Here is a 17,489-nt window from a genome sequence, read left to right as displayed (position 1 = left end):
GGAGTGGGGAGTGGGGAGTGGGGAGTATTTAAGTGTTGCTTTCCTACTCAGCACTTTTAACTCAACACTCTTTTACTAACCAGCTGCATTTGCTACATGTCAAATATTTTATTTACACATGAAGTTTTTCTGGTACAAATTTTTAATGCGCTCTTATTGGTAATTGATAATTTAAATGGAAATGACCTGGGCATACTGGCATAGTTATATCAAATAAACACACGGCTAATCATACAGCACTGGTAAAAATTATTATGACAGAGCAAGCAATAATTACCACAACGGTTAATCTTTTGCAAGGTAATATTCAAGTATCTGCTTATTTGGCAGAGCCAAATTCTTTTGGCTCTTACCCAGGAGTCGTGGTATTACAAGAGATTTTTGGTGTTAACGTTCACATTCGGGATGTTACAGAACGGATTGCCAAACTTGGATATGTAGCGATTGCACCTGCACTTTTTCAACGGACTGCTCCTGGTTTTGAAACCGGATACACACCCGAAGATATTGAAACGGGCAGAGGCTATGCCATGCAAACTCAAGCCTCAGAGTTATTGAGCGATATTCAATTAGCAATTGACTACCTCAAAAATCTGCCCCAAGTCAAAAAAGATAGCTTTGGCTGTATTGGTTTCTGTTTTGGCGGTCATGTCGCATATCTTGCAGCTACCTTACCAGATATTAAAGCTACGGCTTCCTTCTACGGTGCTGGAATTACCACTCGCACACCAGGAGGTGGCGCTCCCACTGTTACCCGCACCAGAGAAATTCCAGGCACTCTCTATGCCCTATTTGGTAAAGAAGATGCTAGCATTCCACCCGAACAAGTAAATGGAATTGAAGCAGAGTTAGAAAAATATAAAATTTCTCATCGTGTGTTTCGCTACGATGGAGCTGACCACGGATTTTTCTGTGACCTTCGTGGCAGTTATAATCCTAAAGCTGCTGCTGATGCTTGGGAGCAGGTAAAACAACTCTTTGGTCAACTGAACTGAAGCATACACAATCAAGTTTGTCATTAGTTATTAGTCATTAGTGAATAATAAAGGACAACTGACGAATGACAAATGACAAGTGACAAATGACAATCTAAACTCCAGTTGCACCATATCAAATAACAATTAATCTTCAAAAGTCATGAATTCCGAATCGAAACTTTCTCAAACAGCCAATTCGCCGTTTACAATGGACGATTTTGCCAAAGCACTAGAAAAACACGACTACCAGTTTCAAAAGGGACAGGTTGTACATGGCAAAGTGTTCCAACTTGACCATGATGGAGCTTATGTCGATATTGGTGGCAAGTCGTCAGCTTTTCTGCCGCGCGATGAGGCTTCTTTGAGAGCAGTTACCGATTTATCGGAAGTGCTGCCATTGCAAGAAGAAATGCAGTTTTTGATTATCCGAGATCAGGATGCAGAAGGTCAAGTCACCCTTTCTCGAAAGCAGTTGGAAATTCAGCACATCTGGGAACGACTGGCCGAAATGCAGGAAAATGCTCAGACTGTGCAAGTACGAGTTATGGGTGTCAATAAAGGTGGTGTCACCGTCGATATTCTTTCTTTGCGGGGATTTATTCCGCGATCGCACCTGGCAGAGCGTGATAATTTAGAAGCACTCAAAGGTCAAAATCTGACTGTGGGCTTTTTGGAAATTAATAAAAACACCAATAAACTCATCCTTTCACAGCGTTTAGCAACTCGTTCTAGCAACTTCAGCTTATTAGAACTAGGTCAACTGGTGGAAGGTAAAGTTACTGGTATCAAACCTTTTGGTGTGTTTGTCGATTTAAATGGTATGGGGGCTTTGCTTCATATCAAGCAGGTAAGCCAAAAATTCATCGACTCATTAGAAAAGGTATTTCAAGTTGGTCAGTCAATTAAAGCTGTAATTATTGACTTGGATGAGGGTAAAGGGCGGGTTGCTCTTTCTACCAGAGTTTTGGAAAACTTCCCTGGCGAAGTGCTAGAGAATATGGATGAGGTGATGGCTTCGGCTGAGGCGCGTGCTAATAGAGCTAATAACAAAGCATCTGAATAGTTTTGAGATGAGCTGCTTAGACAAAAAGATCGTAATTTACCACGGGGCGATCTCATGAATTTACGGGTGAATAACACCCAAAAGTTAATAACTCCTAAATTGGGTTAGTACTCCCCCTGCATCAACAAAGATGTGGGGGATAATTTTTTGAGTATTAAAATGAATAAGGTGTGATCTATTGGCTAATAGAGACCTAACCCCCAAGCCCTTCCCTGCGAGCGTTGGGGAGTAAGATTTAAAGCCTCTCTCCTTTTAAAAGAGAGGAATGGAAGTGAGATCAAAGTGTATTGCATACAAACGAGCGAACCCCTATATAAGCCCTGTAACTATTCAATTTAGGTATTTATATGTTTCTAATAACTGGAGCAACGGGAGGAATTGGTCGCAGAGTTGTGCGACTCCTACGCCAACGAGAACAGTCTGTAAGGGCATTTGTCCGCCTGACTTCGCGCTACAGCGAGTTAGAACACCGGGGTGCAGAAATTTTTATCGGTGACTTGCTAGAAGAAAAAGATATCCAGAAAGCTAGTCGGGGTGTCAAGTATATTATCAGCGCCCACGGTTCTGATAGTGATGCCCTATCTTTAGATTACCGTGCCAATATTGAACTAATAGACCAAGCGAAAGCTAATGATATAGAACATTTTGTCTTCATTTCCGTATTGGGAGCCGATCGCGGATATGAAGACGCTCCTGTGTTCAAAGCCAAACGAGCAGTAGAGCGATATTTGTCAGCTAGTGGCTTAAATTACACTATTTTACGCCCATCTGGATTAGCATCTAACTTGCTGCCACTAGTAGAACAATTTCGGGAAACGGGATTGTATCTACTAATTGGCGATCGCAAAAACCGTACCTCTATTGTCAGTACCGATGATTTGGCAAGGATAGTGGTGGATTCTGTGACAGTTGAAGGCGCTCGCAACCAGATTTTACCTTTAGGAGGGCCGGAGATTTTATTACGAGAAGATATTCCCCGGATTTTTGGTCGGATTTTCAACAAACAGCCAGTAATAATTAACTCACCACTATTTGCCGTTGATGGGTTACAGAGTGCATTGGGTTTAATTAATCCCCAAATCCAAAAAGCTTTGGGAACTTATCGCACATTGCTAGCAAATGAATTTTTCTGTACAAAAGATGAAATTGCCAATTTGGAGGCGATTTATAACTTTCAGTTGGAGACATTAGAAAGTTTTTTGCGGCGTTATCTAGCAGTTTAAATTAAATAAAAGTCATTAGTCATTAGTCATTTGTCATTAGTGAATAACAAAGGACAAATGACTAATGACAAAGGACAAAGGACAAAAGACAAAAATGAAATCTTCCTTAGCTGTAAATGCTGCTCAAGCACGTCAGACAAAAGAGCGATTCGCCCAACCAGAGGAACAACTTACTTATGAGTTGGGCAAGGCGGTACAGGAATTGCCACCCCTGTACACGAGATTATTAGCGGGAACGATGAGCGTCATCGTATTTGGAACGATCGCCTGGGCATACTTCTCGCAAATAGATGAAGTAGCAACAGCACCAGGGGAATTAATTGCTTCCACACAGGTAAGACCGGTGACATCCTTGGGTGGGGGGTCAATCGTTGCTGTTAAAGTGCGAGAAGGCGATCGTGTTGCTAAAGGTCAAGTTCTGATTCAAAAAGATCCAGACTTGCAAATAACCGATGTTTCCCGTCTAGCCAAATCTTCTAGATTAATTCAAGACGATTTGCAACGTTTGGATGCAGAACGCACCGGAGGCAAAACTACTGGGACGAAAGTGCAAGATGAACTTTTAAGTTCTCGCCTGCAAGACTTCCAAGCGCGGCAAGCAGGGGCGGAAGCAGAAGCAAATCGCCAACTAGCACTCATAGATCAAGCCAAAGTCCGTTTGACTCGGTTGCAAGACAACTTAGTTAATGCTAAAAGCAGCGTTGCTAATGCCAAAACCAACCTTGCCAACGCAGATAGCATCCGAATTAAAATTGAAAGTAATTTGGCACTTGCCGAAGAAAGGGAAAAAAGCCTACGCAGCTTAATGACTCCTGGTGCTGTACCTCGTGTCGATTACTTGGATGCCCAAGAAAAATTAACTCGTGCAAAGACAGAAATCACTAGATCGCAAGATGAAGTGACTAACGCCCAGAATAAAATTACAGAGGCTCAAGATAAAGTCACATCATTAGAAAAAGATATTGCTGCCCAAGTCCAAGAAATTCGCCAAGCACAACAAGCTTACAATGCTGCACGCAGCCAGGCCCAGCGTGTAGCATCAGAACGCCAAAGTGAAATTTTGACCCAGTTCAACAAGCGTAAAGAAGAACTGACAACTGTTCAAGGTCAATTAGAACAGGCGAGAAAGCAGCAAGCTTTAGAAACGATTGAGGCTCCTGTTGCCGGTACAATTTACAGAGTTAAAGCCACCAAGGGGCCAGTGCAATCAGGTGAAGAATTGCTATCAATTTTGCCGGAAGGGGAAGAAATGCTCCTAGAGGTGAAAGTTCTCAACCGCGATATTGGGTTTATTCGTCAAGGAATGAAGGCAAAAGTGAAAATGGCGACTTTCCCCTTCCAGGAATTTGGCACTGTGAATGGGGAAGTTATGCAAGTCAGTCCGAATGCAATTGTTGATAAAGAATTAGGCTTAGTTTTTCCCACCAGAATTAAGTTAAGTAAACACTCAGTTAACGTGCGGGGTCAAGAAGTAGAATTTACACCAGGTATGTCTGCTTCAGGTGAAATTGTTACTCGTAAAAAGTCAATTTTGACATTCATCACTGAACCTGTGACGCGGCGGTTCAATGAGGCATTTTCCGTCAGGTAGGTTTGTAGCCTCTGCTGTTTTATCTAACAGAATTCAGGAGTCAGTTGTCAGGATTCAGTTGGGTAAACTGAGCAGAAATTGCGGATAGCGTAGCGTAAAGCCTTCTCTACGATAGGCTTGTCTGCGACACGCACTCGCGAACGCTGAGAGCGAGTCCGCGTACTGTTACAGAGAAGCAAGCTACGCGTAGCGTCTCGTGGAGAGCGTCTGAATAATCGGCATTTTTGCATCCTCACAAAACAAGAAAATTTGGTGGTCAACTTTCATAGTGGCGGGTCTAAATTCCCCACTTTCTTATTCTGACTCCTGAATTCTGACTCCTGAATTCTTCTTCAATTACTTTTCATATTTAATTTTATTACTTCATCAAAAAAGTCATTTCAACCTGCAATTATTAATCTTATTTGATATGGCGGTTCCCATTTAGATGGAGTACAACATTACATAACGAGGTGTAGGGGTACGGTACTGCCGTGCCCCTACGGGTATATCTCACATAAACGAGAACCGCTATAATTAGCGGCAATAAAGGTGTGCTTAATGGCTAGATCAGCATTAATGGTATCTTTGCAACGCGCTTATAAAATTGCGAGGACATCACTCAAAACTGGCATTTCCACTGATGAGATAGTTGATATTTTAAAACAAAGAACCACTCGTCGCCGCTTACTTTATGGTGGTTTGGGATTAGCTAGCGCATTAGCTACAGCTACTTGGCATAATGGACGTGATTCTACGGCTTTTGCCACAATTCCCAAGGTGCTGGTAGTGGGTGCGGGAATTGCTGGCTTGAGTGCTGCCTACCGCTTACGTCAAGCTGGAGTTCCTGTAGACATCATTGAGGCGAGGAGCCGCGTTGGTGGTCGGATACGTAGTTTAGCTAACGCAGCAGGTACTGGCGTGACTGTGGAACTTGGTGGAGAATTTATTGATACAGATCATACGAAATTGCGATCGCTAGCTCTTGAGCTTGGTTTAACGATAGTCGATCTACTCGCTACTGATAAAGGATTAGTGCCAGAAACATGGTACTTTCAAGGACGCAAAATTCCTGAACTAGAAATTATCAATTACTTCATTCCTTTAGCACAGAAAATTGACGATGATTTAGTTGTCATTGGGGATGGAGATGTAACTTATCGCTCTTACAATCAGGCAACTTTCGTTTTAGATAATACCTCTATTGCAGAGTATTTAGAGCAAGCAAAAATTAATCCCATTCTGCAAGAAATGCTGTATGTTGCCTATACTACCGAATATGGACGAGAAGCAGCAGAACAATCGTGTTTGAATCTATTGTTTTTGATTGGTACTAATACTGATACATTCTCAGTCTACGGTGAAAGCGATGAACGTTACACCATTCGTGGTGGTAACGACCAAGTACCCCGTCTGCTAGCGGATTACTTAGCAAATGCTATACAAACTGAAACAGAATTAGAGGCTATTTGTATCCGTCCCGATGGCCGGTATCGAGTTAGTTTACGGTCTGGGTATAGAACCTTTGATCGTACCTATGAAAGAATTTTGTTGACATTGCCCTTTAGCACTTTGCGTTTAGTGAAGTTGAAAGTCAATTTACCAGCAATCAAACAGAAAGCGATCACAGAATTAGGATATGGTACAAATGCCAAATTAATTACAGCCTATCAACAAAAATTGTGGCGTACTGAATATAACTCAACAGCAGCAACATTTACTGATACAGGCTTTCAAAACACCTGGGAACCCAGTCGCTACCAAAAAGGCCCCAAAGGTTTGATTACTAATTTTACTGGTGGTGAACATGGTTTATCTTTAGGCAAAGGTTCAGCAGAATCTCAAGCCGAAATACTATTACCACAATTAGACCGAATTTTCCCCGGAATTAAAAACTTACGTCAAGGTCAAGCCATTCGCGCCTATTGGCCTGGAGAACAGTACACAAGAGCCTCCTATGCTTGCTATTTAGTCGGACAATGGACAGGGATAAGTGGAGCTGAACAAGAACGTGTAGGTAATCTATTTTTTGCTGGTGAACACTGTTCTTTGTCCTACCAAGGATATATGGAAGGGGGTTGTAGAACCGGTGAAGTTGCAGCTAAGAGAATCCTCAAAGATTTAGGTTGGCGAAATATCCCTGCTGAACAGAAAAAACCAATTACTACCAATCGATTAAATCGCTATCATCTCAGGATTCCAAGGAACGAACGTTTTTCTGACGACTACACCCAAGAGTAAAGGTAATTGCCTAGCAGCTTGTCGTTAGACATCGCCTGACCTATGAAAGAACCGACATCATAACTATTAAAACTAGAAACAGTGTCTGGTGTTAGATATTGTGCTGTTTTTGTAATCGTCTGACCGATTAGAGAACCAAAATTGAAACTATTAAAACTAGAAAATGTCTGTGATGTGAGATAATTTTCGGCTTGTGCGTTTATAGGTAACAAGTTGTTAGCAATCACCTGCCTTGCCAGAGAACTAACATTGGAAATATTAAAACTAGAGAAACTAGAGATTGTATGTGAACTATTTTCTGCTGTATCTGCTTTGGCGTAGGCCGTCGTAGACATCGCCTGACTCGCCACAGAACTGACATTAGAAATATTTGAACTATTTGTATTTTGTGTACTATTTTCTGCGGTTTCTGTAACAATCTGACGGACTTGGGCATCAGACAAGTTGGGGTTAGCACTAAGCATCAGGGCAACTATACCAGCAACGTGGGGAGCAGCCATAGAAGTGCCGCTATAAGTGGCATATTGATTATTCGGAACTGAGGAGTAGACTTTGACTCCTGGGGCTGTGACGTAAGCAATTTCATTCGTTCCAGAGCGGTTAGAGAAGTCGGCCAGATTATTATTTTTATCCACTGCCCCAACCGCAATTCCCGACTTGGATGCATAGCGGGCGGGATACTCTGGTGATGAATCACCATTATTACCTGCTGCCATGACGACAATCACTCCTTTGCTGCTGGCGTAGTCAATGGCTGACTCTAAAGTACGATTGGAAGATGTGCCTCCTAAACTAAGGTTAATCACATTAGCTCCATTATCCACAGCGTAGCGAATACCTTTAGATATGGAATTATAAGAACCAGAGCCAGATTCATTTAAAGCTTTGACGGGCATAATTTTGGCATCATAAGCAATACCAGTGACACCGTAGTTATTATTTTCTCCTGCGATCGTGCCAGAAACATGAGTGCCATGACCGTTGTTATCTAGGGTGTTGTTGTTTTTATCAGAGAAATTCCAGCCGTAATTATCATCAATATAGCCATTGCCGTCATCATCTATACCGTTACCTGCAATTTCCTTGCTATTTGTCCAGATATTATTTTTTAAATCCTCATGGTTATAGTCAACCCCAGTATCTACAACAGCAACAACAACGCCTTTACCTGTGTATCCATGTGCCCAGACTTCCGGTGCTTTCACAAGGTCTGCTCCCCAATTATTACCACCAAGATCAGGAACATCAGCAAAGGTATTCTGACCAATAGCTCTAGCCACTGCTGCTGCTCCATTAATCAAGCCATAGCCATTGGTGGAGTTATAACTTTGAGTGCTAAAAGCATTAGAGTCATCATTATTTAGCAACTGCACATCAGCATCGCCTGAGTTATAGCTACTACTTCTGCTGAAGTTGAGGCTGTAGTCATCTTTCGTATTAAAGCTATCTAATGAGGAGATTGAAGTGACATTTAGCTGTTTATTTGACAACATATTGTTATTAACATCATCAACGAGCATAAGTTTTTTTTCTCAAAGATAGCAATTGTTTTTTGACAGTTTGAAGCTTTAAAATCTTTACAACAAGATTTCAATATGTGAATAAGCCTCATTGTCAATAATTACTATGAAATTTCATAAGAAAATGCTAATTTTATTACCAAAAAACCTTCTAGGAAGTGTGGTCTTTCTTAAGAGTAAATTGCTGAAGTAAATCTTAAATCTTTGAAGTGTATTAATGGAGACTAACGCAATGAGAAGAAAACGTTATGGCTGTTATTACTCTTAAAACTACTGCGATCGCTGCCGATAAAAGTATTTACACCACTCAGACTGGAGCGAGGGTAATCATTAAAATCATCAAAATTAAAATTGCGAATGGAGTTATGCTCCATTCGCCAAAAACTATACTTAAGCGGCTTTTCAGACGTTTATTTTTTATGTAACTACAAGCTTTGAGTTAGTTAAATATTTGCTTGCTGCCGTTGATATAGTGACCAATACAAACCCTTTTGTTGCAACAATTGTGAGTGAGTACCACGTTCGGCAATCACGCCTTGCTCCAATACCAAAATCAAATCAGCACGTTTGAGAGGGGCAAAGCGGTGAGCAATTAAAAACACGGTACGATTAGCAGAAATTTTTTGCAGGTTTTGCAGTACTTGTTGTTCAGTTTCACTATCCAAAGCACTGGTAGCTTCATCCAAAACTAAAATCGGCGCTTGAGAAAGAAATAGCCTTGCAAGGGCAATACGCTGCCTCTGTCCGCCAGATAAAGCTGTACCGCGTTCGCCAACATTGGTTTCGTAACCGTAGGGTAATTGACTGATGAAATCGTGGGCTACTGCTAGTCTTGCCGCCTCTACTACTTGCTCTGCGGTAATATCAGGACTACCGAGAGTGATATTTTCCAAAATGGAACCGTTGAATAAAAAGTCTTCTTGGAGAACTACACTAACTTGTTGCCGCAGTGATGCTAAATCGGCACTTTTTATATCAAAACCATCAATAAGAATGCGTCCTGATTCAATTTGATAGAGCCGTTGCAATAGCTTAGACAGAGTACTTTTACCAGAACCGCTACGTCCGACAATGCCAACAAATTGCCCTGGTTCGGCATTGAAAGATATTCCCCGCAGAATTGCTTCAAAGTTCGGCCGGTAGCGGAAAAATACTTGCTCGAAGGTGACTTGTCCTTTCAGGGGTGGTAAAACTAGACCAGTTCCCAGTTCAGCTTCTGGGGAGACGTTGAGAATATCACCAATGCGATCTACAGAAAGTAGCACTTGTTGGAGAGTTTGCCACAACTGTACTAAGCGCAAAAGTGGGCCTGTGACTCTGCCAGAAAGCATTTGAAAGGCAACAAGCTGTCCAACTGTGAGTTTTTGTTCGATGACTAACTTAGCGCCAAACCAGAGAATCAGCAGCGTGGAAAAATTGGTGAGGAAGTCACCAATATTGCTGCTGATATTGGAGGTAGTAGAAGCTTTAAAACCTGTGCGAATGAAGCGAGCAAATAAGCCTTCCCAGCGATCGCGGGCTACTGGTTCTGCTGCATGGGCTTTAACAGAGTGAATTCCGGTGATTGTCTCTACTAGAAACGATTGACTATCAGCACTCCGGTTAAAAGTCTCGTTGAGCCAGTTACGCAGAATTGGTGTTGCAACTATCGTTAAAGTCGCAAATAGCGGCAGTACTGCTAAAGCTACAAAGGTGAGTGGGATATTATAGTAAAACATCAATGCTAGGTACACCACAGCAAAGATGCTATCCAGAATCACAGTTAATGCTGTACCTGTGAGAAACTGACGTATTTGTTCGAGTTCCTGGACTCGTGCTACTGTGTCTCCAACGCGCCGCGACTCAAAATAAGCTAATGGCAGACGCATCAGATGGCGAAATAGCTGTGCTGATAAACTTAAATCCAGACGACGAGCTGTATGGGTAAAAATGAATAGGCGCAGAATGCCAAGTATGGACTCAAATATAGCTACGAACAAAAGTGCGATCGCCATTACATCGAGAGTCGGCAAACTCTCCTGCACCATCACTTTATCAATAACGACTTGCGTAATTAGTGGTGTTGTTAACCCCAAAAGCTGCAAGGTAAAAGATGCTAACAATACTTCTGTTAGCAATCCCTTATACTTCCAAACTGCTGGGGTAAACCAACTGAGGTTAAATTTTTCTTGCTGGGATATGAGTTCTACTTGCCACAATCGCCCATCCCAAGATGCTTCAACTATCGACTGCGGTAAGCTTTCACAAATGCGATCGGGATTTAGAGGGTTAGCGATAATCAGGCGATCGCCTTTAACTCCATAAGCCACCACCCAGGATGGACTCTGGGGTGAATCAGAATTCCACAGCAGTAAAGCTGGAAATGACAACTGTCGCAACTCACTCCAACTCACTTGTAACCGCCGCAACACTAACCCTAACTTTTCTCCTGCTTCCACAACCTGTTTTGGGCGTTGTCCTCTGAGTTGGCGCTGCACCCATTCCAGTTGCACAGAATTTTCTAACTGTTGCGCCACCATTGTTAAACAGGCAGCAGCAGTGTTCCAGCTTGCAACAAAGGGATAATTTGAGATGATCTGATTGGCGGCTGGGAGTCCTCTTTGGGGTTGAAGGCTGTGGGGGCTAGAAGTTCCCTCTGAGGATGGCGCTAATGAAGGAGTGGAAGAGAAGGAAAATGTGTCTCTCTCTCTCTTCATGTCCACTGGTAACACTTGCCAGAATTCCTGAATTTGTGGGTTAGAAAATTCTGCCCATAACGCTGTATGCCAACACACTACTACTACTTCTTTACTAGCAGCTACAGCTTTAAAATTTCCAAATAGCTTTTGGAAGTCACCAAACCAATCCCCCACATCTAGGGCGGCTATTGGTTTACCAACCCCCTCTTCTCGTAAGCGGACTTTTCCAGCCACAATTAAGAATTGGTAACCGCCAACATCGTTTGACCAGATTTTCTCTCCAAGACGATACTGACGAGTTTGGGACTCCTTTTCCAATCGGGATTGTTGTTCGGGAGTCAGCCAACATAACGGTGGCTGATTCCAAGGCAAAGAAGCTAGCACTTTTAATCGTAAAGATTCATTATTCAGAATATTTAACTCACTTGTAATTTGACTGTCAGTTTTTGAATTTTCTCTGCTAGCCATTTCTCAAATAACTCATTTTGTAGTGCTTGCTTTAGTTGAGTATCTTCTAAAGACGCTGGCAGAAATTGTTCTACTCGAAACAAACCATAAGGTCCTTCTCCTTGGGGAGAGTCTTTGCCAACGATTTCTATTGGTCCGATCAATTGTCCAGGACTGGCCACATCAATAGCTGCCCGTAATATATCCGGCATACTTCCTCGGCTGACTATTCCCATCATGCCGTTCACAATTCGGTCATCTGAAAGGGAATACTCTTTAGCTAGTTGCTCAAAACTACCTCCTTCTTCAATTTGGGTTTGTAGTTCGTCTGCTAATTCTCGATTATCAACAACGATGCGAGAAAGTACCACCCTATCCAAAAAAATTTTGCGTTCAATAAAATATTCTTGGACTTTTGCTTGGGTCACTACAGTTTTTAGCTTTTCTAACTTGTAACCAAAAGCCACCGATGTGTGAAAGGTAGCGTAATCTGTGTTGTTGGTCTTTAACCATTCTTGAAAACTTTGGGGGTCAATCAGTTGGTTTTTCAGTCTAAAGTCAATAATTGCCTGTTCAGTTATTGCTGTACCAATCTCAATATCGTCTCGTGTTCGGATTTCTTCCTCAATTACATACTGACGGAGAATATCCCCAATGAACTGTCCCAATTTTCCAGAGGCTTGTAGGTACTTTACTGCTTCCTCAATAGAAATTATTCTGTCATTGATTGTCAAAAATGATAAAGATTCCATGAATTAACTATGTAAAAATGGTTAAGCACTTATAAGACTTTTAAATTAAATCATATAAAAAGTATTTGGTCATTGATGATTAAATATAATGAAGATTTTATGAACTAATTACATCTAAATGGTCAAAAAATTATATAACTAGTAAATAAAATAATTTCCCATAATTACTTTTACGGTCTAGTGGGAACAAGAACAGGATTTAAAATATCAGTTATAAAGCAAAACCAGTTGTATAACCAAGTCTTTATAAATTCAGAGAAGTAATAAGGTAGGTAAATAGGCGAAAATAAAGCAAAACATATTAAGAATTGTTTCTTGCCATTTGTTAAATTCAAACCACCGTGTTGCTTTTGTTACCAGATTCATAGCAACTGAGGTGGGAAACCCTTGCCATACGGCATCTTAACAAGTAATCCTTTATTCTCACCTGTCTACTTAATTATACTTGTCCATATCCAGGCAAGTAGCACAGCCGCGATCGCACCGATTAATGTATTAACAATGTTTACGACCTCATTAGTCAGCCAAGTATACTTGGATTGCAATGTTGCCCCAATCAGACTTTCTAAGTTAGTGGCAATAAATGCTGCGAGTACACACCAAGCTACTCCTAATAAATCAATTAAACCAACTCCCCAACCAACAAATGCGATCGCTACAGAAGCCACAATCCCAGCTAAAGTCCCTTCCAAGCTTACCGCTCCTTCTGTACCGCGAGGCACTGGTTGGAGTGTAGTAATTAGAAAGGTGCTTTTACCATAGGCTTTACCGACTTCACTAGCAGTAGTGTCAGCCAGCTTGGTACTGAAACTCGCTACATAGGCTAACAATAATAGAGACTGGGGATTGGGGACTAAAGATTGGGAACTAGGTACAATAAATCCCGAATTTATTATCCCTACTCCCAAAGCACACAGCGCCCCAGTCAAAGCCGAACCCCAAACATTTTCTGGGCCTCTTGCCCCAGAACGCTTTTCGGCAATTCCTTCAGCCTCCTTCTGCGCCATTCCGATGCGGGTAACCCCAGAACCAACGAGAAAATAGAACATTACTACTGCATATCCTTGCCAGCCCAGAGTTACCCAAATTAGGATGGCCAAAAACCAGGCGTGGAATAATCCAGCAGGGGTAAGCAGCTTTTTCGGAGCAATCCAAGCTAAACCCAATAGAATTGTGTTTAATCCTACCGCCACCAACCAGGGATTAACAGAATCAATTAAGGATGACATCAGCAATTAATCAATGAGTAATTTTGTCTGAATATCAACAGAATAACTAATTTGTTACCCCTAGTGCTTAATTTATGACACCTCCCCAGCTAAAGTAATATATTTGTATTATCAACTAAATTTCATAGACATCACCCTAAAAGCTGAGTGTAAAACAACAAACAAACAATGTCCTGGATATACACTGCAATATTGACTAAAGAAGGTGGATTAAACAAAATGCAAAACTTCTGTTTAGTTGAGTGGACTCTTCGAGTGCGTAACATACTCAAAGCAATTTCTAGACTGAAGTGGTACTCAGTCCCCAATCTTATTCATAAGGATAAAGGATATAAGTTAATGTCAATTAAAACTGTGTTCAAGTTGACCACAATCAAGATTTAACAGCATAAATTATAAATAGCATCAACTACTAGTCTTTTCCACACAACGTATGAGCCAAACTTTATTCCATCTTGCTTTCCCTGTAACCGACATTGGCCAAACAAAAGCATATTACGTGGATGGCTTGGGCTGCATTCCTGGTCGTGAAAACCATCATGCCCTGATTCTTAATCTCTACGGTCATCAATTAGTGGCTCACGTCACCAAAGAACCCTTGACACCGCAACACACTATATATCCTAGACACTTTGGGCTAATTTTTACCCAAGAACGTGACTGGCAAGACTTACTAAAAAAGGCACAACAAAAACAGCTACTTTTTCGTGAGGAAACCAAAAACCGCTTTGTTGGCTCTCCTCTTGAACATCGCACTTTCTTTTTAGAAGATCCTTTTTATAACCTCATGGAGTTCAAGTATTATCGTTACCCAGAGGCGATTTTTGGGAGTTACGAACATACGCAAATTGGGGATAGGACTTGAGAAATTCGTAATGACGCTCGTTCCGACGCTCGTTCCTCGCTAACGCTGTGCTATGGCTAACGCTGTGCGATCGCTAACGTAATTTAAAGATGAATAAATCCAGTGTGGCAAGCATTCTAACTACTGACTGGATGCTTTTTTAAGTAAGGGCAGCTTAATCTCCTCTGCTAAAGCTGCTTTAACTACCGCTAAACTCCTGGGGTCTGTCAACATCCAAGGATGTAGAGCAACTGGTACTATGACTTCGCTTCCTACAGACATTTGTGAACTATTCGCTGGGACAATCATCAAATCATAAGGTGTCCAGATAGATGTAAAGTTTAACTGTTTTAACATCTCAGCATCAGAATTTAAATCCTTAAGAAAAATGCTGTCAGGGCGCATTTGCACGCAACCAGGACGCCCGGAACCATAAGCAACCACAGTCCCATTATGGGGCGAAGAAATTGTGATAAACCTCTGCACGCGGTTAATTCCTCCCAATCGCTGGACATAGTAACGGCTGACAATTCCTCCCATGCTGAAGCCTACTAAATCCAGACATTGTTCTGGTGCAAAGGTGGCTGTAACATAATCTGCTACTTGTTTTGCCAACTTATCAAGACCTACATTACCATTATTAGGTACGAGATCGAGAGAATATACAGACCAACCCTGTAGTCTTAACTGAGCCGCCATTTTATGGAAAACTGCCTCTGTGTCGTCAATTCCGTGTATTAACAAAACGGGATTGCGTTGTTGATTTTCAATGTTCATTTACAAAATCTGGCTGAATTAACAGGTATATTTCACTTTTGTAGGTACATACTGCTCTACAAACTGAAGTTGTTGCTTTTCGGAGTCTTTAAAAGACATTTTTACAAAACTGAAATGCTCCCAAAAAGAGTTCGTATAAAATTTAACTTATAGCCAGCGCCATTTGCCAACAGGCTATGACACTGCCCCCACTGGTTGAAAGTAAACCGCTTGCTTTTCTCCAATCAGTAATTTCAAACAAATAAATGTTAATTTTTGTAAAGCCTGCTTTCAGAATCTTGCTCTTAGTTACAGTAAAATTTAATAATTAGTTCTTGGTGTATACAGGTCGCAAGTGCTTGCAAAAGAACATTTGCCCTATAGTTTTACTACAATGTTGATTAAACACAAACCTATAAGGGTTGTCACCACAATGGGGTGACGCAAAGTAAAAAATGTAACATTTTGTCGTAATTTTTAACAATTACGGTCGAGTTTCAAATATAAAAGGTAAAAGGCAGGAGTAATTGTAATGGATTTTATCAAAAAGTTAATTTCAGGTATTTTGGATTTTGTTACCGGACTGTTACGAGGAAAGAAGAAAAGCAATGGCTACTTCTTGGAATTGGACGAAGCCAAAGATGCTGCTAAAGATGCTGCTCAAGAAGTAGCATCGAACGTAAAGAAAGTAGCAGAGACAGTTGCATCGAATGTTAAGAAAATAACGGCAACAGAAGCACCAGAAGCACCAGAAGCGCCAGAAGCATCCAAGCCAGTTTCATTGAACGGAACAAAAACTGCCGCAGCTAAGGGTAAGGAAAAATCAGCAGCTAAAGGTAAGGAAAAATCAGCTAAAAATCCCAAACCAGCTGATGTTACGCTAGTGCAGACTGCTGAGGGTCTTAAAGTTGAACCTGGCAAAAATGCAAAAGCCGCAGCAGCCAAAGTCCTCAAAGAGGAGCCAAAAGAAACTACTTTTGCGCCTAAATATCTTGCTCCTTCGGCTACTAGTTCTAATGGTCGTCGGCGTCCCGGGGCAAATATGAGCGCTTACCTAGACATGGCACGTCAGGTTAAAACCCCTGGTTAAATCACAGAGACGCGAAATTTCGCGTCTCTATACTACTGATGAGTTAAGTGTGAATACGCAATATTAAGACAAGTTTACCAGTTGTAGATGGGGGAACTCTCCAAAGTAGGAGCGATCGCTTAATTTTCTCCACTACAACTGCATCTTTTTGGGTTGAGGCTTCCTCGTCTAACATTACCCCTGCTACCCGACTTTTGTTGACAGTGAACTCAAAGACGATTTCACCACTGAAGCCTGAAGGAAAGTTTAATTGTTGAAGGTGTTGGGTTAAGTCAGCAATTTCTGCTTCATCCAAGCCAGTTGCGCTGATAACTTCTAACTGGTGAGAGATGGGCGCTGCTAATTTTGGCGATCGCGGGGTTGATTATTTTTTGCTTTGACGGCCGCCTTTGCAGGAGAAAATCTGGAGCTTCTGCTGGAGTTCGTTCTACTAGATATGTTATTTGCTTTAGAACAGCACCATCTGGAGGGCTGCCAAATACTCCTTCGTAACTAACTCCTTCAGGCATTTTCACTGGCACTTGCATAGATACATATTCGCTTCCTGGTTCAACTCGCACGTCATCGCTGACAGCAACAAAAGCAGTGTATTGAGAAAGCAGTTGATAAGTTAAGTTCTAGAAGTCCAGCAGTGCGTCCTTCTTGTTTTGCCTTTTCGTAGATGGCTACAGCTTCTTCATGTTTTTTAATATTACCGATGTTGCGAGGTAGGTAATAAGTAACTTAATTACGAATTAAGAATTATTTAACAAACACCAGTCCACTATATAAATGAAAAGCGGAGTCCCAATTAGTCTGTTCCCTACGCAACAAATTAATGTGAGACTTAATATGACCCAGCATTTCTGTTTGATCTAATGTTGTATTTGCAAAGGATGTGAAATCTAACCAAATTTTGACTTGAGGTAGTTGCTGGTCGATCCAACTTGATAAACTATTCCAATTAATTCTGATTGTATTTTGGCTAGCTTGAGGAATAATCTCTAAACCTTGTTGAAATTCATAGCCGTTATCATAAAGTCGAAGAATGCAACGTCTACCAGGTAGGGAGCAACGCGATTTGGTGAGGTAGGATCAAAAACCAGCGATCGCTAACAAC

16 protein-coding genes and 1 pseudogene are annotated in these 17,489 nt (G+C 41.4%); 8 read left to right on the top strand and 9 right to left on the bottom strand.

The window, feature by feature from the left end:
• The first annotated feature begins 254 nt into the window (after positions 1 to 254).
• From ACFE90_RS24275 to ACFE90_RS24255, 5 genes are all read left to right on the top strand, one after another.
• Positions 255 to 995, top strand: a complete 741-nt coding sequence (locus ACFE90_RS24275; RefSeq protein WP_375505026.1) for a dienelactone hydrolase family protein — start codon at positions 255 to 257, stop codon at positions 993 to 995.
• Between the two features lie 142 nt (positions 996 to 1,137).
• Complete coding sequence (locus tag ACFE90_RS24270) at positions 1,138 to 2,040, top strand: S1 RNA-binding domain-containing protein (RefSeq protein WP_375505025.1); 903 nt, start codon at positions 1,138 to 1,140, stop codon at positions 2,038 to 2,040.
• A gap of 347 nt (positions 2,041 to 2,387) precedes the next feature.
• A complete protein-coding gene (locus ACFE90_RS24265; protein ID WP_375505024.1) occupies positions 2,388 to 3,263 on the top strand; it encodes an SDR family oxidoreductase in 876 nt (291 codons plus the stop codon).
• Positions 3,264 to 3,357: 94 nt separating this feature from the next.
• Positions 3,358 to 4,854, top strand: coding sequence for an HlyD family efflux transporter periplasmic adaptor subunit (locus ACFE90_RS24260; RefSeq protein WP_375505028.1), 1,497 nt, complete (start codon positions 3,358 to 3,360; stop codon positions 4,852 to 4,854).
• Between the two features lie 540 nt (positions 4,855 to 5,394).
• Positions 5,395 to 7,074, top strand: a complete 1,680-nt coding sequence (locus tag ACFE90_RS24255; RefSeq protein WP_375505023.1) for a flavin monoamine oxidase family protein — start codon at positions 5,395 to 5,397, stop codon at positions 7,072 to 7,074.
• On the opposite strand, the gene ACFE90_RS24250 is transcribed toward ACFE90_RS24255, so the two are convergent.
• Positions 7,059 to 8,594 (bottom strand): S8 family peptidase, encoded by a 1,536-nt coding sequence (locus tag ACFE90_RS24250; protein WP_375505022.1) that lies wholly within the window; start codon positions 8,592 to 8,594, stop codon positions 7,059 to 7,061. The two genes, ACFE90_RS24255 and ACFE90_RS24250, sit on opposite strands and share 16 nt — an antisense overlap.
• A gap of 248 nt (positions 8,595 to 8,842) precedes the next feature.
• Here ACFE90_RS24250 and ACFE90_RS24245 point away from each other — a divergent pair, with 248 nt between their 5' ends.
• Positions 8,843 to 9,019, top strand: coding sequence for a hypothetical protein (locus ACFE90_RS24245; RefSeq protein ID WP_375505021.1), 177 nt, complete (start codon positions 8,843 to 8,845; stop codon positions 9,017 to 9,019).
• An 18-nt stretch (positions 9,020 to 9,037) separates the two neighbouring features.
• On the opposite strand, the gene ACFE90_RS24240 is transcribed toward ACFE90_RS24245, so the two are convergent.
• From ACFE90_RS24240 to ACFE90_RS24230, 3 genes are all read right to left on the bottom strand, one after another.
• On the bottom strand, positions 9,038 to 11,740 hold the full coding sequence (locus tag ACFE90_RS24240) for a type I secretion system permease/ATPase (protein ID WP_375505020.1): 2,703 nt from the start codon (positions 11,738 to 11,740) through the stop codon (positions 9,038 to 9,040).
• Positions 11,689 to 12,471, bottom strand: a complete 783-nt coding sequence (locus ACFE90_RS24235) for a peptidylprolyl isomerase (RefSeq protein WP_375505019.1) — start codon at positions 12,469 to 12,471, stop codon at positions 11,689 to 11,691. The genes ACFE90_RS24240 and ACFE90_RS24235 overlap by 52 nt, the downstream gene beginning before the upstream one ends.
• Before the next feature lie 431 nt (positions 12,472 to 12,902).
• Positions 12,903 to 13,700, bottom strand: a complete 798-nt coding sequence (locus tag ACFE90_RS24230; protein ID WP_375505018.1) for a TIGR00297 family protein — start codon at positions 13,698 to 13,700, stop codon at positions 12,903 to 12,905.
• A gap of 433 nt (positions 13,701 to 14,133) precedes the next feature.
• On the opposite strand from ACFE90_RS24230, the gene ACFE90_RS24225 reads away from it, so the two are divergent.
• Entirely contained in the window at positions 14,134 to 14,565 is a 432-nt protein-coding gene (locus tag ACFE90_RS24225) for a VOC family protein (RefSeq protein WP_375505017.1), read from the top strand.
• A 120-nt stretch (positions 14,566 to 14,685) separates the two neighbouring features.
• On the opposite strand, the gene ACFE90_RS24220 is transcribed toward ACFE90_RS24225, so the two are convergent.
• On the bottom strand, positions 14,686 to 15,321 hold the full coding sequence (locus tag ACFE90_RS24220) for an esterase/lipase family protein (protein WP_375505016.1): 636 nt from the start codon (positions 15,319 to 15,321) through the stop codon (positions 14,686 to 14,688).
• A gap of 511 nt (positions 15,322 to 15,832) precedes the next feature.
• Here ACFE90_RS24220 and ACFE90_RS24215 point away from each other — a divergent pair.
• Positions 15,833 to 16,390: a hypothetical protein gene (locus tag ACFE90_RS24215; RefSeq protein WP_375505015.1), complete on the top strand. Its 558-nt coding sequence runs from the start codon at positions 15,833 to 15,835 to the stop codon at positions 16,388 to 16,390.
• A gap of 43 nt (positions 16,391 to 16,433) precedes the next feature.
• Here ACFE90_RS24215 and ACFE90_RS24210 read toward each other — a convergent pair whose 3' ends face one another.
• From ACFE90_RS24210 to ACFE90_RS24195, 4 genes and pseudogenes are all read right to left on the bottom strand, one after another.
• Positions 16,434 to 16,685 carry an after-VIT domain-containing protein gene (locus ACFE90_RS24210; protein WP_375505014.1) on the bottom strand — a complete coding sequence of 84 codons (252 nt, stop codon included), beginning with the start codon at positions 16,683 to 16,685 and terminating at the stop codon, positions 16,434 to 16,436.
• Entirely contained in the window at positions 16,678 to 16,950 is a 273-nt protein-coding gene (locus tag ACFE90_RS24205) for a hypothetical protein (protein WP_375505013.1), read from the bottom strand. The genes ACFE90_RS24210 and ACFE90_RS24205 overlap by 8 nt, the downstream gene beginning before the upstream one ends.
• A 1-nt stretch (position 16,951) precedes the next feature.
• Positions 16,952 to 17,080 carry a hypothetical protein gene (locus ACFE90_RS24200; RefSeq protein ID WP_375505027.1) on the bottom strand — a complete coding sequence of 43 codons (129 nt, stop codon included), beginning with the start codon at positions 17,078 to 17,080 and terminating at the stop codon, positions 16,952 to 16,954.
• 51 nt (positions 17,081 to 17,131) lie between these two features.
• Positions 17,132 to 17,437 (bottom strand): annotated as a pseudogene (locus ACFE90_RS24195) (tetratricopeptide repeat protein); the annotation flags it as partial.
• Positions 17,438 to 17,489 lie beyond the last annotated feature (52 nt).

The organism is uncultured Nostoc sp., from assembly GCF_964245445.1.
In the GTDB taxonomy this organism is placed as follows: Bacteria; Cyanobacteriota; Cyanobacteriia; order Cyanobacteriales; family Nostocaceae; genus Nostoc.
Note: the sequence above shows the minus strand (reverse complement) of the source record. Positions and strands in the feature narration are given on the sequence as shown.